General features: G+C 46.9%; 24 protein-coding genes. 17 read left to right on the top strand and 7 right to left on the bottom strand.

Going from position 1 to position 19,715, the window contains the following annotated elements; genetic code table 11:
- The first annotated feature begins 412 nt into the window (after positions 1-412).
- Positions 413-1,345: a tRNA (adenosine(37)-N6)-dimethylallyltransferase MiaA gene (gene miaA, locus P402_RS0111085; RefSeq protein WP_026828753.1), complete on the top strand. Its 933-nt coding sequence runs from the start codon at positions 413-415 to the stop codon at positions 1,343-1,345.
- Between the two features lie 45 nt (positions 1,346-1,390).
- Positions 1,391-1,642 (top strand): RNA chaperone Hfq, encoded by a 252-nt coding sequence (gene hfq, locus P402_RS0111080; RefSeq protein ID WP_026828752.1) that lies wholly within the window; start codon positions 1,391-1,393, stop codon positions 1,640-1,642.
- A 65-nt stretch (positions 1,643-1,707) separates the two neighbouring features.
- Here the strand turns inward: hfq and P402_RS0111075 are convergent, their stop codons facing one another.
- Positions 1,708-2,682: a tyrosine-type recombinase/integrase gene (locus P402_RS0111075; protein WP_026828751.1), complete on the bottom strand. Its 975-nt coding sequence runs from the start codon at positions 2,680-2,682 to the stop codon at positions 1,708-1,710.
- A gap of 136 nt (positions 2,683-2,818) precedes the next feature.
- Between P402_RS0111075 and hflX the strand changes: the two genes are divergently transcribed.
- From hflX to P402_RS0111040, 7 genes are all read left to right on the top strand, one after another.
- Complete coding sequence (gene hflX / locus P402_RS0111070; protein WP_026828750.1) at positions 2,819-4,060, top strand: GTPase HflX; 1,242 nt, start codon at positions 2,819-2,821, stop codon at positions 4,058-4,060.
- A 2-nt stretch (positions 4,061-4,062) separates the two neighbouring features.
- Complete coding sequence (locus tag P402_RS0111065) at positions 4,063-5,340, top strand: methionine gamma-lyase family protein (RefSeq protein ID WP_026828749.1); 1,278 nt, start codon at positions 4,063-4,065, stop codon at positions 5,338-5,340.
- 140 nt (positions 5,341-5,480) lie between these two features.
- Positions 5,481-5,879 (top strand): MerR family transcriptional regulator, encoded by a 399-nt coding sequence (locus tag P402_RS0111060; protein WP_026828748.1) that lies wholly within the window; start codon positions 5,481-5,483, stop codon positions 5,877-5,879.
- 45 nt (positions 5,880-5,924) lie between these two features.
- Entirely contained in the window at positions 5,925-7,271 is a 1,347-nt protein-coding gene (gene glnA / locus P402_RS0111055) for a type I glutamate--ammonia ligase (RefSeq protein WP_026828747.1), read from the top strand.
- Positions 7,272-7,379: 108 nt separating this feature from the next.
- Positions 7,380-8,141, top strand: coding sequence for a DUF7225 domain-containing protein (locus P402_RS0111050; RefSeq protein WP_026828746.1), 762 nt, complete (start codon positions 7,380-7,382; stop codon positions 8,139-8,141).
- Positions 8,142-8,263: 122 nt separating this feature from the next.
- On the top strand, positions 8,264-8,476 hold the full coding sequence (locus tag P402_RS0111045; protein ID WP_026828745.1) for a (4Fe-4S)-binding protein: 213 nt from the start codon (positions 8,264-8,266) through the stop codon (positions 8,474-8,476).
- Positions 8,476-8,745 carry a GNAT family N-acetyltransferase gene (locus P402_RS0111040; RefSeq protein WP_026828744.1) on the top strand — a complete coding sequence of 90 codons (270 nt, stop codon included), beginning with the start codon at positions 8,476-8,478 and terminating at the stop codon, positions 8,743-8,745. Before P402_RS0111045 ends, P402_RS0111040 begins: the two co-directional genes overlap by 1 nt.
- A 100-nt stretch (positions 8,746-8,845) precedes the next feature.
- Here the strand turns inward: P402_RS0111040 and P402_RS0111035 are convergent, their stop codons facing one another.
- Both P402_RS0111035 and P402_RS0111030 read right to left on the bottom strand, forming a co-directional pair.
- Positions 8,846-9,172, bottom strand: coding sequence for an AzlD domain-containing protein (locus tag P402_RS0111035; protein WP_026828743.1), 327 nt, complete (start codon positions 9,170-9,172; stop codon positions 8,846-8,848).
- Positions 9,157-9,852, bottom strand: a complete 696-nt coding sequence (locus P402_RS0111030) for an AzlC family ABC transporter permease (protein WP_026828742.1) — start codon at positions 9,850-9,852, stop codon at positions 9,157-9,159. Before P402_RS0111030 ends, P402_RS0111035 begins: the two co-directional genes overlap by 16 nt.
- Before the next feature lie 167 nt (positions 9,853-10,019).
- Between P402_RS0111030 and dhaK the strand changes: the two genes are divergently transcribed.
- From dhaK to dhaM, 3 genes are read left to right on the top strand one after another with little or no spacing between them, the layout of a single operon-like run.
- Positions 10,020-10,988 (top strand): dihydroxyacetone kinase subunit DhaK, encoded by a 969-nt coding sequence (gene dhaK, locus P402_RS0111025; protein WP_026828741.1) that lies wholly within the window; start codon positions 10,020-10,022, stop codon positions 10,986-10,988.
- Positions 10,989-11,007: 19 nt separating this feature from the next.
- Positions 11,008-11,607 carry a dihydroxyacetone kinase subunit DhaL gene (gene dhaL, locus P402_RS0111020; RefSeq protein ID WP_026828740.1) on the top strand — a complete coding sequence of 200 codons (600 nt, stop codon included), beginning with the start codon at positions 11,008-11,010 and terminating at the stop codon, positions 11,605-11,607.
- Positions 11,604-11,969, top strand: a complete 366-nt coding sequence (dhaM, locus tag P402_RS0111015) for a dihydroxyacetone kinase phosphoryl donor subunit DhaM (protein WP_026828739.1) — start codon at positions 11,604-11,606, stop codon at positions 11,967-11,969. The genes dhaL and dhaM overlap by 4 nt, the downstream gene beginning before the upstream one ends.
- Before the next feature lie 104 nt (positions 11,970-12,073).
- Here the strand turns inward: dhaM and glpK are convergent, their stop codons facing one another.
- The 4 genes from glpK to lexA form a co-directional block, all read right to left on the bottom strand.
- The gene (gene glpK / locus P402_RS0111010; protein WP_026828738.1) at positions 12,074-13,591 is read right to left on the bottom strand and encodes a glycerol kinase GlpK; all 1,518 of its coding nucleotides are present in this window, start codon (positions 13,589-13,591) and stop codon (positions 12,074-12,076) included.
- 43 nt (positions 13,592-13,634) lie between these two features.
- Positions 13,635-14,336: an MIP/aquaporin family protein gene (locus tag P402_RS0111005; protein WP_026828737.1), complete on the bottom strand. Its 702-nt coding sequence runs from the start codon at positions 14,334-14,336 to the stop codon at positions 13,635-13,637.
- 185 nt (positions 14,337-14,521) lie between these two features.
- A complete protein-coding gene (locus tag P402_RS0111000) occupies positions 14,522-14,992 on the bottom strand; it encodes a metal-binding protein (RefSeq protein WP_026828736.1) in 471 nt (156 codons plus the stop codon).
- A gap of 30 nt (positions 14,993-15,022) precedes the next feature.
- Positions 15,023-15,637, bottom strand: a complete 615-nt coding sequence (gene lexA, locus P402_RS0110995) for a transcriptional repressor LexA (protein WP_026828735.1) — start codon at positions 15,635-15,637, stop codon at positions 15,023-15,025.
- A gap of 208 nt (positions 15,638-15,845) precedes the next feature.
- Here lexA and yneA point away from each other — a divergent pair, with 208 nt between their 5' ends.
- From yneA to P402_RS0110970, 5 genes are all read left to right on the top strand, one after another.
- A complete protein-coding gene (yneA, locus tag P402_RS0110990; RefSeq protein WP_014970072.1) occupies positions 15,846-16,133 on the top strand; it encodes a cell division suppressor protein YneA in 288 nt (95 codons plus the stop codon).
- Between the two features lie 45 nt (positions 16,134-16,178).
- On the top strand, positions 16,179-16,832 hold the full coding sequence (locus P402_RS0110985; protein WP_026828734.1) for a YneB family resolvase-like protein: 654 nt from the start codon (positions 16,179-16,181) through the stop codon (positions 16,830-16,832).
- A gap of 113 nt (positions 16,833-16,945) precedes the next feature.
- Entirely contained in the window at positions 16,946-17,182 is a 237-nt protein-coding gene (locus P402_RS0110980; RefSeq protein WP_026828733.1) for a DUF896 domain-containing protein, read from the top strand.
- A gap of 213 nt (positions 17,183-17,395) precedes the next feature.
- Positions 17,396-19,366, top strand: a complete 1,971-nt coding sequence (tkt, locus tag P402_RS0110975) for a transketolase (RefSeq protein ID WP_235188867.1) — start codon at positions 17,396-17,398, stop codon at positions 19,364-19,366.
- Positions 19,367-19,474: 108 nt separating this feature from the next.
- A complete protein-coding gene (locus P402_RS0110970) occupies positions 19,475-19,705 on the top strand; it encodes a YneF family protein (protein ID WP_012370001.1) in 231 nt (76 codons plus the stop codon).
- The last annotated feature ends 10 nt before the right edge of the window (positions 19,706-19,715 follow it).

Raw genomic sequence — 19,715 nt, 5'->3', positions numbered from 1 at the left:
TTTTTGCAGATGTCGGGCATCTGCGTGGAATCAAGAGGGGAATCCCTCTTAAAAGAAGCCGATGCAGGTCAGCTTCTGCGCTACGCAACAATCGTACTTTTATCATAGCGATTCCAGTAATTGGTGTCAAACCTGCTTGAAAGGGTTTACGAACGCCTGGATTTGTCAAAAGGTATGTAAAGACGACAGAGGAGGTGCCAAACATGGCTGATTGGGGAATTATGCTGACAGGCTTAGTCATTTGTGGGTGGTGTGTATTTAGCGCGGTCTATGACGACTTTATCCGCCGTGTCTAACAGAACTCATTGAACCGTCTCCTTTCATAAAGGCGGCGGTTTTTTTGTCGTGTCTGAGCTGGAGGCAGATATGATACACTGACTACAAACACGTATAAGCTAGGAATGGTGATGTCATGAGTAAACAGCCCGTCATTGTCATCGTTGGGCCGACCGCCGTCGGAAAAACGAAGACAGGGATTGAATTAGCAAAAAAATTAAACGGCGAAATCATTTCGGGTGACTCCGTTCAAGTCTATAAACAGATGGACATCGGATCAGCGAAGGTGACGCACGAAGAAATGGAAGGGATTCCGCATCATCTGCTTGATTTAGTTGATCCGGATGACGAGATGAGTGTTGCCCGTTTCCAGACGTTAGCCCGTACGGCAATCGATGAAATTGCGGCGAAAGGTAAGTTACCGATTATCGTCGGCGGGACAGGGCTTTATATCCGGGCGATTTTGTATGATTATCAATTTACCGTCCAGGCGGAAGATAAGGCATTACGGCAGGAGTTGGAACAGTTTGCCAAAGATGAGGGCGCACAAGCCCTCCATGATCGTTTGCGGCAGCTTGATGCAACCCGGGCGAATGCGATTCATCCAAACAATGTCCAACGGGTCGTCCGGGCGATTGAAGTCGCGATGAGCGGACAAACGCAAGTCTCGGGCAGTGAACCAAGTTTGTACGACAGTCTGTTGTTCGTCTTACATATGGAGGACCGGGACCAATTGTATGCCCGGATCGACCAGCGTGTCGATCTGATGCTCGATCAAGGACTGCTGACGGAAGTCGAGCAGTTAGTCGCAGCCGGTTATAAGGAAACGAAAGCGATGCAGGCGATCGGCTACAAGGAAATCATGCCGGTGTTGGATGGCGCGCCGATTGAGCCGGCTGTCGACGCGTTAAAGCGCAACACCCGCCGCTTCGCAAAACGGCAATTGACCTGGTTTCGCCATCAATTTGACGGAAATTGGATTGAAATGGGAAGGCTTTCATTTGAAGAAAACTTCAAAATTATCTATGATAGAACAGTAGGGTTTCTGAAAGCGGTTAAATCGGAGTAGCCTGAAGTAAAAAAACAGATAAAAATAGAGGGGGCACGGGGGCTTATGAAGGCAACGTACAACATTCAAGACTATTTCTTAAATCAATTGCGTAAAGATTCAGTTCCGACAACAGTATTTTTAATCAGCGGGTATCAGTTACGGGGATTGATCAAGTCGTTTGATAATTTCACCGTCATTTTGGAATCAGAAGGCAAACAACAATTGATTTACAAGCATGCCATCTCGACATTCGCACCGGCACGGAATGTGACGTTGTATGAACAAGAGGCGGAAACGGAAGAAATCACACGTTAAAAAAAGACGGCCGGGGGGCCGCCTACTCGATGGGACAATGCTACGGCGTTGTTCCTTTTTTTTTGTTACAACAAATCCTTCAGCCTGTCGACCGCTTCCGCATAACGCCGGAGCGAAACTTCTTTATAGAGACAAGTCTTCGTCAACCGTTCCTCTTTCGTTAACTCTTCGAGATACGTTCCGAGAATGAAACTGTTCCGCAACATCGACGGCGTGATAATCCGTTTGTTATCGGACCGTTCGTTTAACTGGCGCATCATCTTCGTAATCATGACGATCGACAATTGTTTCGGGGCATTTTTACTGTAGACCCAGCGGAACGTCATCCGCGAGAAGTCAAAGGCGACGAAAAACGGATCGGTTGAGTGGTACCGGGGACGGACCGGTTCCGGAATCGTCTTTAAATAGGTGAGCATTAAATCCTGATCGTCACGTTCGAGATTCAACAGGTAGGCATTACCAAGCCGGTCATGAACGGTCATCTCCCGCTGTGCAAAATTCAAGTCCTGCATCTTCAGACCGATGATGTGATGGACGCGAAGACCGTAACGGTAAAAGAGCCGTAAAATCAGTTCGTTCCGGTCAATCAAATACGGCCGTGCGACGAGTTGATGGTCCGTCAATCCCCGGTCGGAACGGTTCGTCCGGATCAGTTGCTCGTATTCGGCTAGTGACGCGACATGGTGCGGTGTCAGCTCATGTGTTGGCTGGGCATATTCGATCAGCTTCGATTTTGTCTGACGAATCTGGTAGTTCAGCTGATTGAGGACGGTGACAATCCTGGCGACCGTTGCCTGTTGATACAACTTTTCTTCAATCAGATAGTCATTGATGAACGTTTTCCACGTCTCGAGCGGAATCGCCTTGAAGTCGTCGATCGTTTCGAGGGGCTGATCGACTTCCGTCATATAACGGTGGATTTCAATCAGATCATAGCGGTAACGCCGGATCGTCGAGTCCTGCCTGCCGCTCGCGCTGAGGAAAAACAGATACCGTTCGATGAATTCCGGCAAGGTATAGTCAAGCCGTTCGCGTGCCATAACAGACCTCCTGTATAAGATGCTTTTCTCTATCATAAACCGAACGGATGTTTCCTGTCCAAAAATGTTCAGACGACAGGTCCATGTGGTATGATTAGGAACGCAGAAGGTTTGTTATTTTGAAAGGAATGATTATATGTCAGAACGCGTCATCGTCGTCGGTTGTCAGCTCCCCGGTGTGCCGGATCATATTTATGAAGAATCGGTCGCGGAGCTCGAAGCACTCGTTACGACTGCGCACGCCGTCGTGGTAGGACGACTCGATCAAAAGCGTCAATCGATCGACCGCCGCACGTTTATTGGAAAAGGGAAGGTCGAGGAACTTGTTGCGTTGGCACAGGAACTTGAACCGGATTTGATTATTTTTAATGCCGAAGTCACACCGGGACAGATGAAAAACATCCGGATTGCCCTCGAAGATCCGGAATCAATCAAATTGATTGACCGGACCCAGTTGATTCTCGATATCTTCGCCGGCCGTGCCCAGTCGCGGGAAGGGAAGCTCCAAGTCGAACTCGCCCAGATGAGTTACCTGCTGCCGCGCTTGAGCGGACAAGGGACGCAGTTGTCTCGGCTCGGCGGTGGAATCGGGACACGTGGTCCCGGAGAATCAAAACTTGAGACCGACCGCCGGCACATCCGTCGTCGTGTCGACGAAATCAAGAAACAGCTCGAAACATCGGTTGCCCACCGTGCCCGCTACCGCGAACGCCGGAAAGAAAACCAGACGTTCCAAATCGCGCTCGTCGGTTATACGAATGCCGGGAAGTCAACGATCTTCAACCGGTTGACCAATGCCGACACATACGAGAAAAATGAATTGTTCGCGACACTCGATCCGTTGACACGTCAGTTCGACTTGCCGGAAGGCGGGCAGATTCTCTTGACCGATACCGTCGGATTCATTCAGGATTTGCCGACGAAACTGATTGCCGCGTTCCGCTCGACACTCGAAGAAGTGCTTGAGGCGGACTTGATCATTCATGTCATCGATGCGTCAAGCGAACATTATCTCAATCAGATGCAGACAACAAATGATGTACTCGATGAACTTGGAGCCGGGGATATCCCGCAACTCGAAGTCTTCAATAAAAAAGATCAACTGACGGACTTGTTCACAGGTGGGAAACTGTTGATTTCGGCACTCGATCCGGCGGATATCGAACGCCTGACCGTTGAAATCGAAAAAGCGATCAGTGAGATTCTCGAATATCTCGAAATCCGGATTCCGGTCAACGCGTTTGCCCATTACAATCCGGCAAAAGAAGTCATGATGAATTTAACAGAACAATATGAAGAGGACGGATCCGTGACCTTAAAAGGCTATTTGCGCAAAGATACACGTCTGTACTCGACATTGAAACAATACGAGGTGTAAGCATGTTTACAGAGTTAACGCATTATGAAACAATTCGTCCGTTCGTCGAGCGGGCGGAAGAAAAAATCGCACCAGGCATTCGCAAGGCACAACAAGTCGCGGAACAGAACCAGTTCCGTGTCCTGAATGCCTTCCGGGAACATAAAGTGAGTGATTTTCACTTCATGCCGTCGACCGGTTACGGCTACAACGACGAAGGACGCGATAACCTTGAACGGATTTATGCATCGGTCTTCGGAGCGGAAGCCGGACTGTGCCGGGCACAAATCATCAGCGGGACTCACGCAATCGGCATCGCCTTGTTCGGTTTGTTGCTGCCGGGGGATGAACTGCTGTATATCACCGGTAAACCGTACGATACGTTAGAAGAAATCGTCGGCATCCGCGGTGACGGCCGCGGCTCGTTAAAAGAACTCGGTGTCACGTATGACGTCGTCGAGATGAAACAGGCAGAGACGATTGATCTTGAGGCGGTTCTCGACCGGATCACGGACAAGACGAAGGTCGTCGGGATTCAGCGTTCCAAAGGGTATGCGACGCGCCGGAGTTTACCGGTCGCGGAAATCGGTCAAGCAATTGAAGCAATCAAGGCGCAATATCCGCACGTGATTGTTTTCGTCGACAACTGTTACGGTGAATTTGTCGAACCGATCGAACCGACCCATGTCGGTGCCGATTTGATGGCGGGTTCACTGATCAAAAATCCGGGTGGCGGTCTCGCGAAGACGGGCGGCTATCTCGTCGGACGCCGTGATTTGATTGAACGCGCGTCGTTCCGGATGACGACACCGGGAATCGGGGCCGAGGCCGGTCCGTCACTGTATTCGCTGCAGGACATGTATCAAGGGTTCTTCATGGCTCCGCATACGGTCAGCCAGGCGCTGATGGGGGCGATGTTCACATCGAGCATGATGGAACAGTTCGGATTTGATACGGCACCGCATTATGCAGCGGAACGGACGGATTTAATCCAGTCGGTGTCTTTCCATGCCCCGGAACCGATGATTGCCTTTTGTCAGGCAATCCAAGCGGCGTCTCCAGTCAATGCGCAAGCATTGCCGATTCCGGACTATATGCCGGGTTATGCGGACGATGTCATCATGGCTGCCGGAACGTTCATTCAAGGGTCATCGATCGAATTATCGGCAGACGGTCCGATTCGGGCGCCATATACGGCATATGTCCAAGGCGGACTGACTTACAGTCACGTCAAAATTGCGATTGTCTCGGCCGTCAATCAACTGATGGATCAACAATTGATTCAGCCGCAACAGGTTTAAAAAAATAGCTTGATGTGAAAAGACCTCTGTTACGCAGGACGTCTGACTTGTAAGAAAGTCGTGTTAACTTTCCTTACATCTCTTGACAACTTGCCTCACAGAGGTTTATTCTCATGAGGTAAGGAAAAAGGAGGAACGAAATGGCAGACTTATCACGACAGTCCAAGCCACTATTCCCCATCGGAGTCGTTCAAGAGTTGACCGCGTTATCTGCCCGACAAATCCGATATTACGAAGAACAAGGATTGATCAAGCCGGAGCGGACAGAGACGAAACGTCGCCTCTATTCGTTCAACGATGTCGATCGCTTGTTGACGATCAAGGAATATCTAGACCAGGGACTGAATATCGCAGGGATCAAAATGATTTTTGACAATGATCTTGTCAAACGGGAACGAGTTGCGGAGAAGGTCGTTACGACCCGTCCGGAATTATCTGATGGCGAATTGTATAAACTCCTGAAAAATGAATTGCAGGAAGCAGGGCGGCATGGAAAAACGTCACTCATTCAAGGTGAGCTCGGACGATTTTTCAAGTAAGCACCTGTTACCATATAAAAAAGAGCCGGAGAGGGGATTTGTCACATGACACGTCGCAACATTACACGAGAAGACATTATGAAAATCGCTAAAGCTGAGGATGTACGTTTTATTCGTTTACAGTTCACAGATATCCTCGGTACAATCAAGAACGTTGAAATTCCAGTCAGCCAATTGGAAAAAGCACTTGATAACAAAATGATGTTCGATGGTTCATCAATCGAAGGATTCGTCCGGATTGAAGAATCAGATATGTATCTCTTCCCAGACCTCAACACATGGGTGGTCTTCCCATGGACAGAAGACGGAACGGGTAAAGTCGCACGTCTCATCTGTGACATCTACAATCCAGATGGCACACCGTTTGCCGGAGATCCGCGTGGTCAACTCAAACGGGTACTTAAAGAAATGGAAGAGCTTGGGTTCACTTCGTTCAACGTAGGTCCTGAGCCTGAATTCTTCTTGTTCAAGAAGGATGCAAACGGTCGTCCGACACTTGAACTCAATGACCAAGGTGGTTACTTCGACTTAGCACCAGTCGATCTCGGTGAAAACTGCCGTAAGGAAATCGTCATCGAGCTTGAAAACATGGGCTTTGAAATCGAAGCATCTCACCATGAAGTCGCACCAGGACAACACGAAATCGACTTCAAATATGCGGATGCGATCACGACAGCGGATAACATCCAGACGTTCAAACTCGTTGTTAAGACAATTGCAGCGAAACATAACTTGCACGCGACATTCATGCCAAAACCACTTTACGGTGTTAACGGTTCAGGAATGCATGCTAACATGTCCCTCTTTAAAGGCAACGAAAATGTCTTCTTCGATGAAGGAAACAGCAACATGCAACTGTCTGACGATGCTCGTGCGTTCACGGCTGGTATCTTGAAGCACGCACGTGCCTTCACAGCAGTCTGTAACCCGACAGTCAACTCGTACAAACGACTTGTTCCAGGTTATGAAGCACCTTGCTACGTGGCATGGTCAGCTCGTAACCGTTCACCACTCGTCCGTGTACCGGCAGCACGTGGTCTCTCGACACGGATTGAAGTCCGTTCAGTCGACCCGGCAGCCAACCCGTACTTGGCACTTGCGACATTGCTCGCTTCAGGTCTTGACGGAATCAAGAACAACTTGACAGCACCGGCTCCAATCGACCGTAACATCTACGTGATGGACAAACCGGAACGTGTGGCAAACGGCATTGACGATCTTCCGTCAACGCTCAGCCATGCCCTCGAAGTCTTAAAAGCGGATGATGTCGTCATGCACGCACTTGGCGAACATATCGCAGAGCACTTCGTTGAGTTGAAAGAAATCGAATGGGATATGTTCCGTACGCAAGTCACGGAATGGGAACGCGATCAGTATATGGTCTTGTTCTAATCTAAATGATGAAAAATGAATGAAAAACAGGCTAAGAATAGTCAATACGCTTTTGTATTGCTTTTCTTAGCCTTATTTTTTTAGGGAGGGATTGCAATGACTAAGCGTATTTCTATTTATGAACAGCTTAAAGAGATGTTAAAACATAAAAAAGAAGAAGTTGTAACTCCGAGTGAAATGAAAGAAGCCTTGTTTCGCAAATATGGAACAAATAAAGATAGTGTGATACTTTCAGACTATTGTTACAATCGTTCAAACCGTGGAATTTCTTTTAATAAGCATTTATTTGTTTATCTAAATTATGGAATGTATAAATATATTGGCGAAAATGCTGATTATAACGGATTAATTTATGCGCGAACACGAAATTCTCCCGATGATCAAGTAGTAGGGATATGGACAGACGGAAAAAAGCAACTGTCTATAAATGAATTATTAGAAAATCAGGAATTTCTTAAAGGTAATTACATAACCCAACTATTTGAAGAGTATATGGATATTTTGAAATTTGAAATGAACGTTCTTGGTTGTAAAGCCACAGAGTTGCGTCATTTAATAGGTCGATTGGGAGAGTTTTTTTGTGCTATACATACGAAAGGGAAATTAGCTCATGTGACCAACCAACACGGTTTTGATGTAATTAGTAATGGAAGAAGGATTAGTGTAAAAACAACGGCTCAAAAATCTGGTTTCATTTCATTGAATATAAGAACTTTAGATCAATTTGATGATATCTTCATAGTCCAGTTTCTAAATAATGAATTTCGCTTATTATTTTATGCACCAAAAGATCAACTACCTAAGGGGCGGATTTACAAACAGCGGTTAGAAGTTGATTTATCTTCTTTAAAACAAGAGCAACTCGTATGACTGAATAAAGCTTTAGATTTTAAGTATAGGAAAGTACAAATCATCTTAAAAAAGGGGTATGTATATATGATATAAAACAGCAAGACGACACTCTTAATCTACTTTGTAAGGAGGCGTTTCAAATGAAAAAGGCATATGAAGGAAAAGACATCACGGTTTATTTTGATGCCGATGTCTGCGTGCATTCCGGTCATTGTGTGAAGAGTTTACCGACCGTCTTTGATGTCAAAAAACGTCCGTGGATTGAAGCAGACGGGGCGCCGGTCGAAGACGTCATGCGGGTCGTCGATGGTTGTCCGAGCGGTGCTTTATCTTATGAACGGAGGGAAGCCTGATGGAATTTAAACGAGCGGATCAAAAGATTGAAGCGTATCAAGACAATCAAGTGGTTGGGGAAATCACGTACAGTGATACGAAAGGCGGTAAGTGGATCATTGATCATACGTATGTCCATCCGAATCATCGGAACCAACAGATCGGTGAACAACTGGTCAAAGCGATTGTCGAGTGGGCACGTGAAGAAAACATCAAGCTGTTGCCGCTTTGTCCATTTGCGAAAAAGGAGTTTGAGCAGACACCAGATTATGCAGATGTATCGGCTTAATAAGGAAATCGATACGAATGTTCAATTATAGAAAGATGAGGGCAGTGGGGTTTCATCCACTGCCCTCGTCTTGTTTAAAAAGTATCGTTCGCGTTTACTCCTACAGGAAAAAGCGGATCAGCGCCATCGACAGGACGCCGGTGATGACCGTGAAGGAAAGACTTTTGCTGGTCAGTGCGACAAGGATTGTCGGTACCGATGCTGCGAGGTGGAGAGAAGACAGCGTGGGATAATCATCGCTTTGAGCAAGCAGCAGGTTCTGAAAAAACAAAGCACTGAGCAGGCAAATCGGGATGAACGACAACCACTCGGTCAACAGACGGGGTAACGTCAATCCATGCATCAGCAAAAACGGCAAAATCCGTGGAATCAATGTGACAAGACCACAGGCGGCGAACAGGATTAAAAGCTCTAAGCGGATTTCCATCGTGAGATCACTACTCCTATGCTGGCAGCTACCATCGTCGCAAACAAAACAGCGAGTTCCGGTGAGAGGTAGCGCATCGATATGTACAACAACAAGAAAACGAGTACCAGTAAAATTCCGTTCAAGGCAACACGTGACCGTTCACTTTCAAGCTGCAAGTACAACAAGCCGATAAACATCGCCGTCAAAGCAAAGTCCAGTCCGAACCGTTCCGGATCCGGAAACCAACTGCCGACGAGTGCACCGAGGACGGTCGAAGCAATCCAACTGAAGTAGGCGGTCAGATTCAACCCGTGCATGAATTTAGCATCGATCTGTTGTTTTAAGGAAGTATTCATGGCGACAGCAAACGATTCATCCGTCAAGAGAGCACCGATCCCGAACCGGTCGAGGAGATGCCGGCTTGTAACACGCGGTGCGAGCGTCATGCTCATCAATAAATGACGGGAGTTGACGATGAACGTCGTTAAGATGATGGCAGAGAATGGACTGTTTAACAGCAGGAGGCTGGTAATGATGAACTGGGCTGCTCCGGCATAAATCAGGATAGACATCAATCCGATTTCAAGCGGACTGAGTCCGGCGGCGCGTCCGACGATACCGGCGGAAAATCCGATACCGAGATAACCGAGGACAGTCGGAAGACAGGCTTTGACACCTGCTTGAAACGAGCTGGTCATATGGCAGGACTCCTCTCAATCTAGTGTGTTATCAGCATAGCATTCCGAAAACCGATTGGAAACGAAGTGGTCAATATTTTCATATGTTTCCTTGACATAAGTCGCCCCGATTGGTGGTAAAGAGTAAGTGGTACGGCAAAAATTCGTTAGACGAAGGAGCGTTCAAGATGGATAAATTAATGCAAGATGCGAATCGGTTTGTCTCGGATATGGTCGATGGTCTCGTTTTAGCACATCCCGATCTTTATGCAAAAGTCGACGGAGTCAATGTCATCAAACGAAAAGAACCGCTTAACGGAAAAGTAGCACTTGTATCCGGTGGCGGAAGTGGTCACGAACCGGCCCATGCCGGATTTATCGGGGACGGGATGCTGGCAGCAGCCGTTTGCGGCGAAGTCTTCACTTCTCCGACGCCAGATATGGTGCTTGAGGGAATTAAGGCAGCAGACGGTGGGAAAGGAGTTCTGCTCGTCGTCAAAAATTATTCCGGTGACGTCATGAACTTCGATATGGCGAAAGAACTGGCGGAACTGGAAGACATTGAAGTCGAGACGGTCATCGTCCGGGATGATATTGCCATCAAAAAAGAAGAGGACCGCCGAGGCGTCGCCGGGACGATTTTTGTCCACAAGATTGCCGGAGCTGCGGCAGCGGAAGGAAAATCATTAGCGGAAGTCAAAGCAGTCGCTGAAAAAGTCATTGCTGGTGTCCGGTCAATCGGAATGGCATTATCCCCATGTTATATGCCGGAAAGCGGCAAACCTGGCTTTGATCTCCACGAGGATGAGATGGAAATCGGGATCGGGATTCATGGTGAAAAAGGACTGGAACGTAAACCGATTGCCTCCGTCGAAGCAATCGTGACGGAATTACTCGATCGACTGACGGCGGAAGTGACTGATAAAAAAGTAGCTGTCATGGTCAACGGAATGGGTGGAACGCCTGAATCGGAATTGTACATCACGTACAAGTATGTTGCGGAGCAACTGCAGGCAAAAGGGTATGACATCGTCCGACCATTCGTCGGCAATTATATGACATCGCTTGAAATGCATGGTTTCTCGATCACCTTGCTTCCGGTGGACGATGAGCTGGTCGGCTACCTGGATGCAAAAACGAACGCGATCGGATTCTAACTAAAAGAGGTGCACACAGATGAAGTTATCAACTGCAGCATTCCGTGAAGCATTGCTTAAAGCAGCTGCCGAGCTGGAACAACATAAAGATGAATTGACGGATCTTGACCGGGAAATTGGTGACGGGGACCACGGCATCAATATGTCACGTGGCTTCCAAGCCGTTCAAAAAGAACTCGAAGCACAAGAGGAATATGAAGATCTTGGTGTCTTATCAAAACAAGTCGGAATGACGTTGATTAAAACCGTTGGGGGGGCGTCCGGTCCGCTTTACGGTACGGCGTTCGTTAAATTTGCCGGAGCGTTTAAAGGAAAAACAGAAGTCGAGGGTGCAGAACTGGCAGCGGCTTTTAAAGAAGCGACGGATGGCATCAAAATGCGCGGGAAGTCAGAGTTTGGACAAAAAACGATGGTGGATATTTGGACACCGTTTTACGAAGCGCTCGAACAAGAGAGTGATTTGAATCAAGCACTGGATCAAGCATTGGTGGATACAAAAGAACGGGTGGCGACAAAAGGACGGGCCTCTTACTTCGGGGATGCGACGAAAGATGTTCAGGATCCAGGTGCCTTATCGAGTTCACTTTTACTTCGAGCCATTACGGAGGAAATGTCATGATTAATTTGATTTTAGTATCCCACAGTGAGAAGTTGGCAGCCGGACTGAAAGAACTATTGGCTGAGATGGCTCCAGATACACCGGTGTTACTCGCAGCTGGTCTTGCAGATGGTAGTATCGGTACCGACGCATCTCGAATTGAAGAGACGATGAATGAATTGACGGATGACGGTTTGATTTTGACCGACATCGGATCGGCGACGATGAATGCGGAACTGGCCTTAGAACTATACAGTGGGGACCGGAATGTTCAGTTCGTCGAAGCACCACTGGTAGAGGGCGCTTTTTTAGCGGCAGTCTTAAGTGGTCAATCAAAATCGCTGGATGATATTGTATCCGGCGTCAAGGCAGAATTTTCGTAAGGCACATAGTCTGACTAACAGGTTCGTTTCCGTACAGGAAGCGGGCCTGTTTTTTAGTGAAAACAAAAAAACTGGTATTCCGCGAGGGAACACCAGTCAAGAAATCAGGCGTTGACTTCTTTTTTGTTCGGTTTAAATGCCATTGTCGCTTCAACCGCTTTTTGCCATCCAGCATAACGCTGTTCGCGATCGTCTTCTTTCATCTCTGGTTTGAACTGACGGTTGAGTTTCCATTGCTTTTTGATTTCTGCTTTATCTTTCCAGTAACCGACTGCGAGACCGGCAAGGTAAGCAGCACCGAGGGCAGTTGTTTCATTGATTTCTGGACGATCGACTGGTACGCCCAGGATGTCTGACTGGAACTGCATCAAGAAATCGTTTGAAACCGCACCACCATCAACGCGCAACGTTTTCAGTTCGATTCCTGAATCTTTTTCCATTGCAGTCAAGACATCACGTGTTTGATAAGCAAGTGATTCGAGAGTCGCGCGAACGAAATGTTCTTTGTCCGTTCCGCGTGTTAAACCGAAGATTGCTCCACGAACGTCGCTATCCCAGTAAGGAGCACCGAGTCCGACGAATGCAGGAACGACGTAAACGCCTTCTGTCGAATCGACTTTTAAGGCATAGCCTTCTGAGTCTTTCGCATTTTTCAACATCCGTAAACCGTCGCGTAACCACTGAATCGCAGAACCGGCCACAAAGATTGATCCTTCAAGCGCATATTCGACTTTTCCGTCGACACCCCAGGCGATTGTCGTCAACAGACCGTGGTTAGATGAAACAGCTTTTTCACCAGTATTCATCAGCATGAAGCAACCTGTACCGTATGTGTTCTTTCCTTCACCTGGTTCGAAACACGTTTGACCGAAGAGGGCCGCTTGTTGGTCACCTGCGATTCCGGCGATTGGTACTTCGAAGCCAAAGAAGTGATACGGAACAGTGTTGTCATAGACTTCACTCGATTGACGGACTTCCGGTAACATGGATTTTGGAACTGTCAGGATTTCAAGCAACTCATCATCCCATTTTTGTTCGTAAATGTTGTACATCAATGTCCGGGAAGCGTTTGTATAATCTGTGATATGCGTTTTGCCGCCAGACAACTTCCAGACGAGCCATGTGTCGATGGTTCCGAATAGAAGTTCACCGTTTTCGGCTTGTTCACGTGCACCTTCCACGTTATCTAAAATCCACTTCACTTTTGTACCTGAGAAGTAGGCGTCAATCAGGAGACCTGTTTTATCGCGGAATGTTTGATTCAGACCTTGTGCATTCAGCTCATCACAGATACCAGATGTTTGACGCGATTGCCAGACAAGCGCGTGATAGACCGGTTTACCTGTTTCTTTGTTCCAGACGACCGTCGTCTCACGCTGGTTCGTAATTCCGATACTTGCGATTTGGCTCGGTTTGATATCAGCCGTTCCGAGAGCATCTGCCATGACAGCGAGGATCGATCCCCAAATTTCATTGGCATCATGCTCGACCCAGCCTGGTTGCGGGAAGTATTGTTTGAATTCCCGTTGTGCCGAGTTCACGATTTGACCGTCATGATCAAAGATAATGGCACGTGAACTTGTCGTTCCTTGATCGAGTGCTAAGATATACTTGTTTTCCATTGTAAAGTCCCCCTTGAAGTGTAAGTTGAAGTCTTTTCGTCAATTAAAACAGCATTTGATGAAGGAAAACGGCAATCGCACCACCGATGAATGGACCGACGACTGGGATCCAAGAATAACCCCAATCTGACGAACCTTTTCCCGGGATTGGTAAAATGGCATGGGCAATCCGCGGTCCAAGGTCACGGGCCGGATTGATGGCATATCCTGTTGTACCACCAAGCGAGAGACCGATGACGACAACAAGAAGACCAACGATTAACGGGTTTAGACCGTCAGCGAATGAGTTGGCACCAAATGCTAGGATTCCGAAGACCAAGACGAATGTCCCGATGATTTCAGAAACAAGGTTTGAACCGGTATGGCGGATAGCTGGTCCTGTTGCAAAGACACCTAATTTTGCAGCTTGGTCATCTGTCGCTTCAAAATGTTTCATGTAATGAAGCCAAACGAGTACCGCACCGATAAAGGCTCCGATTAATTGAGCGGCGATGTAGACAGGTACATCTGCCCATGGTAAATCAGAGTTTAACGCTAGCGACAATGTGACCGCTGGATTAAGGTGGGCACCACTGGCGGCTGCAATATAAACTGCAGTCATGACGGCGAGACCCCAAGCAAATGTGATGACGATCCAGCCGCTGTTCTCAGATTTCGTCTTTTTCAAGACAACCCCTGCAACGACCCCATCCCCGAGCAAAATCAGAATCATTGTTCCAATCAGCTCACTAATAAAGTTACTCATGCAAAAACCCTCCCTTTGGATTAAAGCAAATATTGGCCTTTCCATTTAAACCTACATCTAATTGATAACGTTTTCAATACAAATAATTCAAATCTTCAAATTAAATTTTCCTTAATTTATGTTTAAAAAAATGAAAAATGGATAACAAAAACCCTTTGTTCATTTTTGTGATGAACGAAGGGTTTTCAGCGGCGTTTTTTTCGCTTTTTTTTAGTTCGAAAGAAACTGCTGGAATGATCAAGAACGATATGGATCGTACTGGCAACCATGATGCCGGTGATAAAAGCAGGCATGGCTGCAAACCAGGAATCGACCGTACTCGACTCGATGATTTTCAGGTACAGCGCTAAAAATAAAAGTGGAATCACGAAAGCCGCGCTGTACAGCAGGCGAATGAGGTCACCGATGATCAAGCCATGCGACCAGATGGAACGGTGGGGCATGATTTTGACATACGGCATCCAAAGGACACGTAGCGGTCCGTGGCGATAGTAAGGTTCAGACTTCAAATCGAGGTCGGGTGAAAGCCAAAGGGTGCCGACAGCGATGCCGACAGCAGTTGGAAGCCAATCCGTCTGCTGCGTTGCGACCGAATACGCAACGTAGCCGGTTAAAGCAACGGTATTGACTGTATCATGTACATTTCCAGAAGGCATAAAAAAAGACCAGCTGAGCTGGTCCCTCGCTTAGTGGATCGTCCGATATACGCCGATGACCTTGCCAAGAATCGAGACGTTATCGAAATACATCGGGTCCATCGAGTCATTTTCTGGTTGGAGACGTACTTGTTGATCTTCTAAGAAGAACCGTTTGACTGTCGCTTCGCTATCTTCGGTCATAGCAACGACGATTTCACCATTCTCTGCTGTGTTTTGCTGACGAACGATGACCCGGTCACCGTCTAGAATACCTGCGTTGATCATGGACTCACCATCAATCGTCAACATGAAGACATTTTCGTTCCCGACGTAATGTGCAGGAAGTGGGAAGTGTTCCTCAATGTTTTCGATGGCCGTGATTGGAAGACCAGCCGTTACTTTCCCGATGACGGGAATATGCACGATGGCTTCGTGATCTTCATCAGGTTTATCAAGCAATATCTCAATCGCACGTGGCTTAGTTGGGTCACGGCGAATCAGTCCGCGTTTTTCTAGACGATCCAAATGACCGTGTACCGTTGAGCTTGAAGCAAGACCAACAGCTTCACCGATTTCACGAACTGAAGGCGGATACCCTTTCAGTTTCACTTGAGCAACGATGTAGTCAAGGATTTCTTGTTGTCGTTTCGACATTTTCCGCATATGAATTGCCACCTCTTTCCGGATTGGTTTTTGAAGGTTATAGGAATACATGTTTCTAAAATCACTATAACATAGAACAAATGAGCGTACAAACAATTGTTCGACATTTTGTGTTGACCGAACACTGGTTCTTGGTTTAAGATGAGTTATGCGAACAATTGTTCCGAGAACATCTATTCTAAATCATTTTTAATTGGAGGGATTTATCATGATGCATACGATTCGTACCCATGCCTTTTCCATTGTTTTTTATACGCTCAGCCTTGCTTTCATTCTTTTTCTCTTAACGCCTCGACCGGACGAAAAGGTCGATCAACTCTTGACGGCTTCTGTTACGGTCGATCAAAATGCGACAGTCGAACAAGTCGCCGAAGTCTACAACGACGGTTCAATGACGGACCAAGAATATGTCGAATGGTTGATTGAGAATAATGAATTAAAGACGACACATGTCATTTCGAAAAACAAAATCGTTGTACCAATCGCGCAACAATGACAAACTGTAAAAGTTGTCAATGAACGAACAGGGGTGTGAAGTACGATGAAAGTAGTAATCTACTGTCGCGTCTCGACGGAAAAAGAAGCACAGGACAGCTCGCTTGAGCGGCAAAGGTCAGAACTGTCGGGACTCGCTGCAACAAAAGGATTTGAAGTCGTGGAGATCATCACGGAAAAAGAAAGTGGTTACGACGTTGACCGGGAAGGTATGTTGTCCGTTCTCGATTACGTCACACGTCAAGCCGTGGACGCCGTTCTTGTGACGGATGATACACGGATCGGGCGCGGGAATGCCAAAATCGCCATTTTACATACATTCCAAAAACATCAGGTTCAACTGATGACGATGGAATCGGATGGCGAGTATAAATTGGCAGATGCCGAAGCGATGGTGCTTGAAATCGTATCGCTCGTCGAAGAGTATCAACGGAAACTGCATAATGCAAAGATTGCCCGCGGTATGCGACGGGCTGTCGAAAATGGTTTTCGTCCCGAACAAAACCTGAACCGCCAAGGTGAAAATGCCGGTCGGAGCCGGAAGGAAGTCCCGATTGAAGAAATCGTGCGGTTACGTGAGTTAGGACTGACATTTGCGGACATTGCGGTGACATTAAGAGGGATGGGACATGACATTTCGAAAGCGACCGTCAACCGGCGTTATCTGGAATATAAAGAAGTTGTCAGTACGTACGAATAGGGAAGCAGGTTTGATGCCTTAGCTGCGCATCAAACTTGCTTTTTTTTTTTGTGTCTTTTACAGTAAGGTTACTATTGAATGCTCAACTTTGAGTCAACAGAAAGAGGGATACTATGTTATCACAAGAACAATTAGACCGGATTAATGAATTAGCCAATAAATCAAAAATCGAGCCGCTGACCGATGCGGAAACAGCGGAACAAAAAGAATTACGGACGGCTTATCTCGAAGCATTCCGCGGTTCGTTCAAAAATCAGATGATGGGCATTAAAATCGTCGATGAAGAAGGAACCGACGTAACACCGGAAAAACTAAAGCAGGCACAAGAAGAAGAACGGAACAAACAATAATCGGAAAAGCTATGTCACTCAATGGGATGAGTGGGGTAGCTTTTTTTGAGAAAAAGTTCGTAATGTGTATCACGAAAGTGCCAAGAAAACGGCAATAGAGAGCGCATTCATTTTAATGTGACATACTATTTAGAAAAGTTGTATCACATTTCTGGGTATGCTAAAATGAGAAGGAATTTGTGAAAAAGAGAGAGGATGATTGTTTTGACGAACATGACAACAGTAGAATTATTAGCAGTAAATACGATTCGTACCTTATCAATTGATGCAGTACAAAAAGCGAACTCGGGTCACCCGGGAATGCCGATGGGTGCAGCACCGATGGCATTTACATTATGGGCGGATCATATGAACCACAACCCTAAAAATCCAGAATGGTTCAACCGTGACCGTTTTGTACTTTCAGCAGGACACGGTTCAATGCTTCTCTACTCACTCCTCCATTTATCAGGTTATGATCTCGCGATGGATGACTTGAAGTCATTCCGTCAATGGAACTCAAAAACACCGGGTCACCCGGAATACCGTCACACAGCAGGTGTCGATGCGACGACTGGTCCACTCGGACAAGGCATCGCGATGGCTGTCGGGATGGCGATGGCAGAACGTCACCTCGAAGCGAAATACAACCGTGACGACTTAAACGTCGTCGATCACTTCACATACGGCATTTGCGGAGACGGCGACTTAATGGAAGGTGTTTCAGCAGAAGCGGCTTCACTAGCAGGACATTTAGGTCTTGGTAAACTCGTGGTTCTGTATGATTCAAACGACATCTCGCTTGATGGCGATCTCGATAAATCGTTCTCGGAAAACGTTCAACAGCGTTTTGAAGCGTACAACTGGCAAGTTATCCGTGTCGAAGACGGAACGGATCTTGATTCGATTTCAAAAGCAATCGAAGCAGCAAAAGCTGAAACGACAAAACCGACATTGATTGAAGTGAAAACAGTCATCGGATTTGGTTCACCAAACAAATCAGGGAAATCGGCTTCACACGGTGCACCACTCGGAGATGCGGAAATCAAGTTGACGAAAGCAAGCTACGTTTGGGATCACGAAGAATTCTATGTGCCGGAAGAAGTTAAAGACTTGTTCGAAGAGCGCATCGAAAAACGTGGCGCTGACACGGAAGCAGCATGGACTGAGAAAATGGAACAATACAAAGCAGCACATCCAGAATTGCATGCTGAACTTGTTCAAGCAATCAATAACGAATTGCCAAGCAACTGGGAAGCAGACCTTCCGACTTACGATCTGACATCGAAAAAAGCAACACGTCAGACAAGTGGTGAAGTCTTAAACGCTCTTGCGAAAAACATCCCGTCGATCTTCGGTGGATCAGCTGACTTAGCAGGATCAAACAACACGATGCTCAAAGGCGAAGCTGACTTCGACATCGATCCAAGCGGCCGTAACATCTGGTTTGGTGTTCGTGAGTTCGCGATGGCAGCTGCTGTCAACGGTATGGCGTTACACGGTGGTGTCATTCCTTACGGCGCGACATTCTTCGTCTTCTCGGATTACCTCCGTCCAGCGGTTCGTTTAGCAGCATTGATGGGGATCCAGTCGATCTTTGTCTTGACACATGACTCGATTGCTGTTGGTGAAGATGGTCCAACGCACGAGCCGGTTGAACACTTGATGAGTTTCCGTGCGATGCCGAACTTGACAGTTTACCGTCCGGCAGATGGAAAAGAAACGATTGCCGCATGGAAAACAGCGGTTCAATCGAAAAACAAACCGACACTTCTCGTCATGACACGTCAAGGATTACCTGAACTCGAAGGTACGACGGTCGAAGGCGCTGAAAAAGGCGGATACGTCATCGCGGGTAACATCGAAACAGCGGATACGATCTTAATGGGAACAGGTTCTGAAGTGCACTTGCTCGTCGAAGCACAGAAAGAACTTGGCGAAACGGTAGCAGTCGTCTCACTTCCGTCATGGGAATTATTCGAAGCGCAATCAGCAGAATACAAAGAATCAGTCTTGCCAAAACGCATCACGAAGCGTCTTGCGATTGAAGCCGGTGCTTCACTCGGTTGGTATAAATATGTAGGAACAGAAGGTCAAGTCATCGGAATCGATCGCTTCGGTGCTTCTGCTCCGGGAGATCTTCTCTTAAAAGAGTACGGCATGTCTGTTGAAAATGTCTTGAACACAGTCAAGCAACTCGGTTAATGAAGAAAGGTGCGCAAACGCGCGCACCTTTTTTTTGCATTATCTATGCAAAGGCTTTAAATTATAGTATAGTAAAAAGCGACGTTTGAAGTTAGAGGAGGAAGCAACTTGGCTACATGGATTTGGATTTTAATTGCCCTTCTTTGCTTGGTAGCTGGTGTCGCCCTTGGTTTCTATATCGCTCGCCGATACATGATGAACTATTTGGAGCAAAACCCGCCAATCAACGAAGATATGATTAAGACATTGATGATGCAAATGGGTCAAAAGCCATCACAAAAGAAAGTCAACCAAGTGATGCGTTCAATGAGTGGTTCAATGAAATCACCGAAAAAATAACGACTTGTAA

This window comes from Exiguobacterium sibiricum 7-3, assembly GCF_000620865.1.
Classification (GTDB): domain Bacteria; phylum Bacillota; class Bacilli; order Exiguobacteriales; family Exiguobacteriaceae; genus Exiguobacterium_A; species Exiguobacterium_A sibiricum_A.
This window is presented reverse-complemented; position numbering and strand designations above follow the sequence as displayed.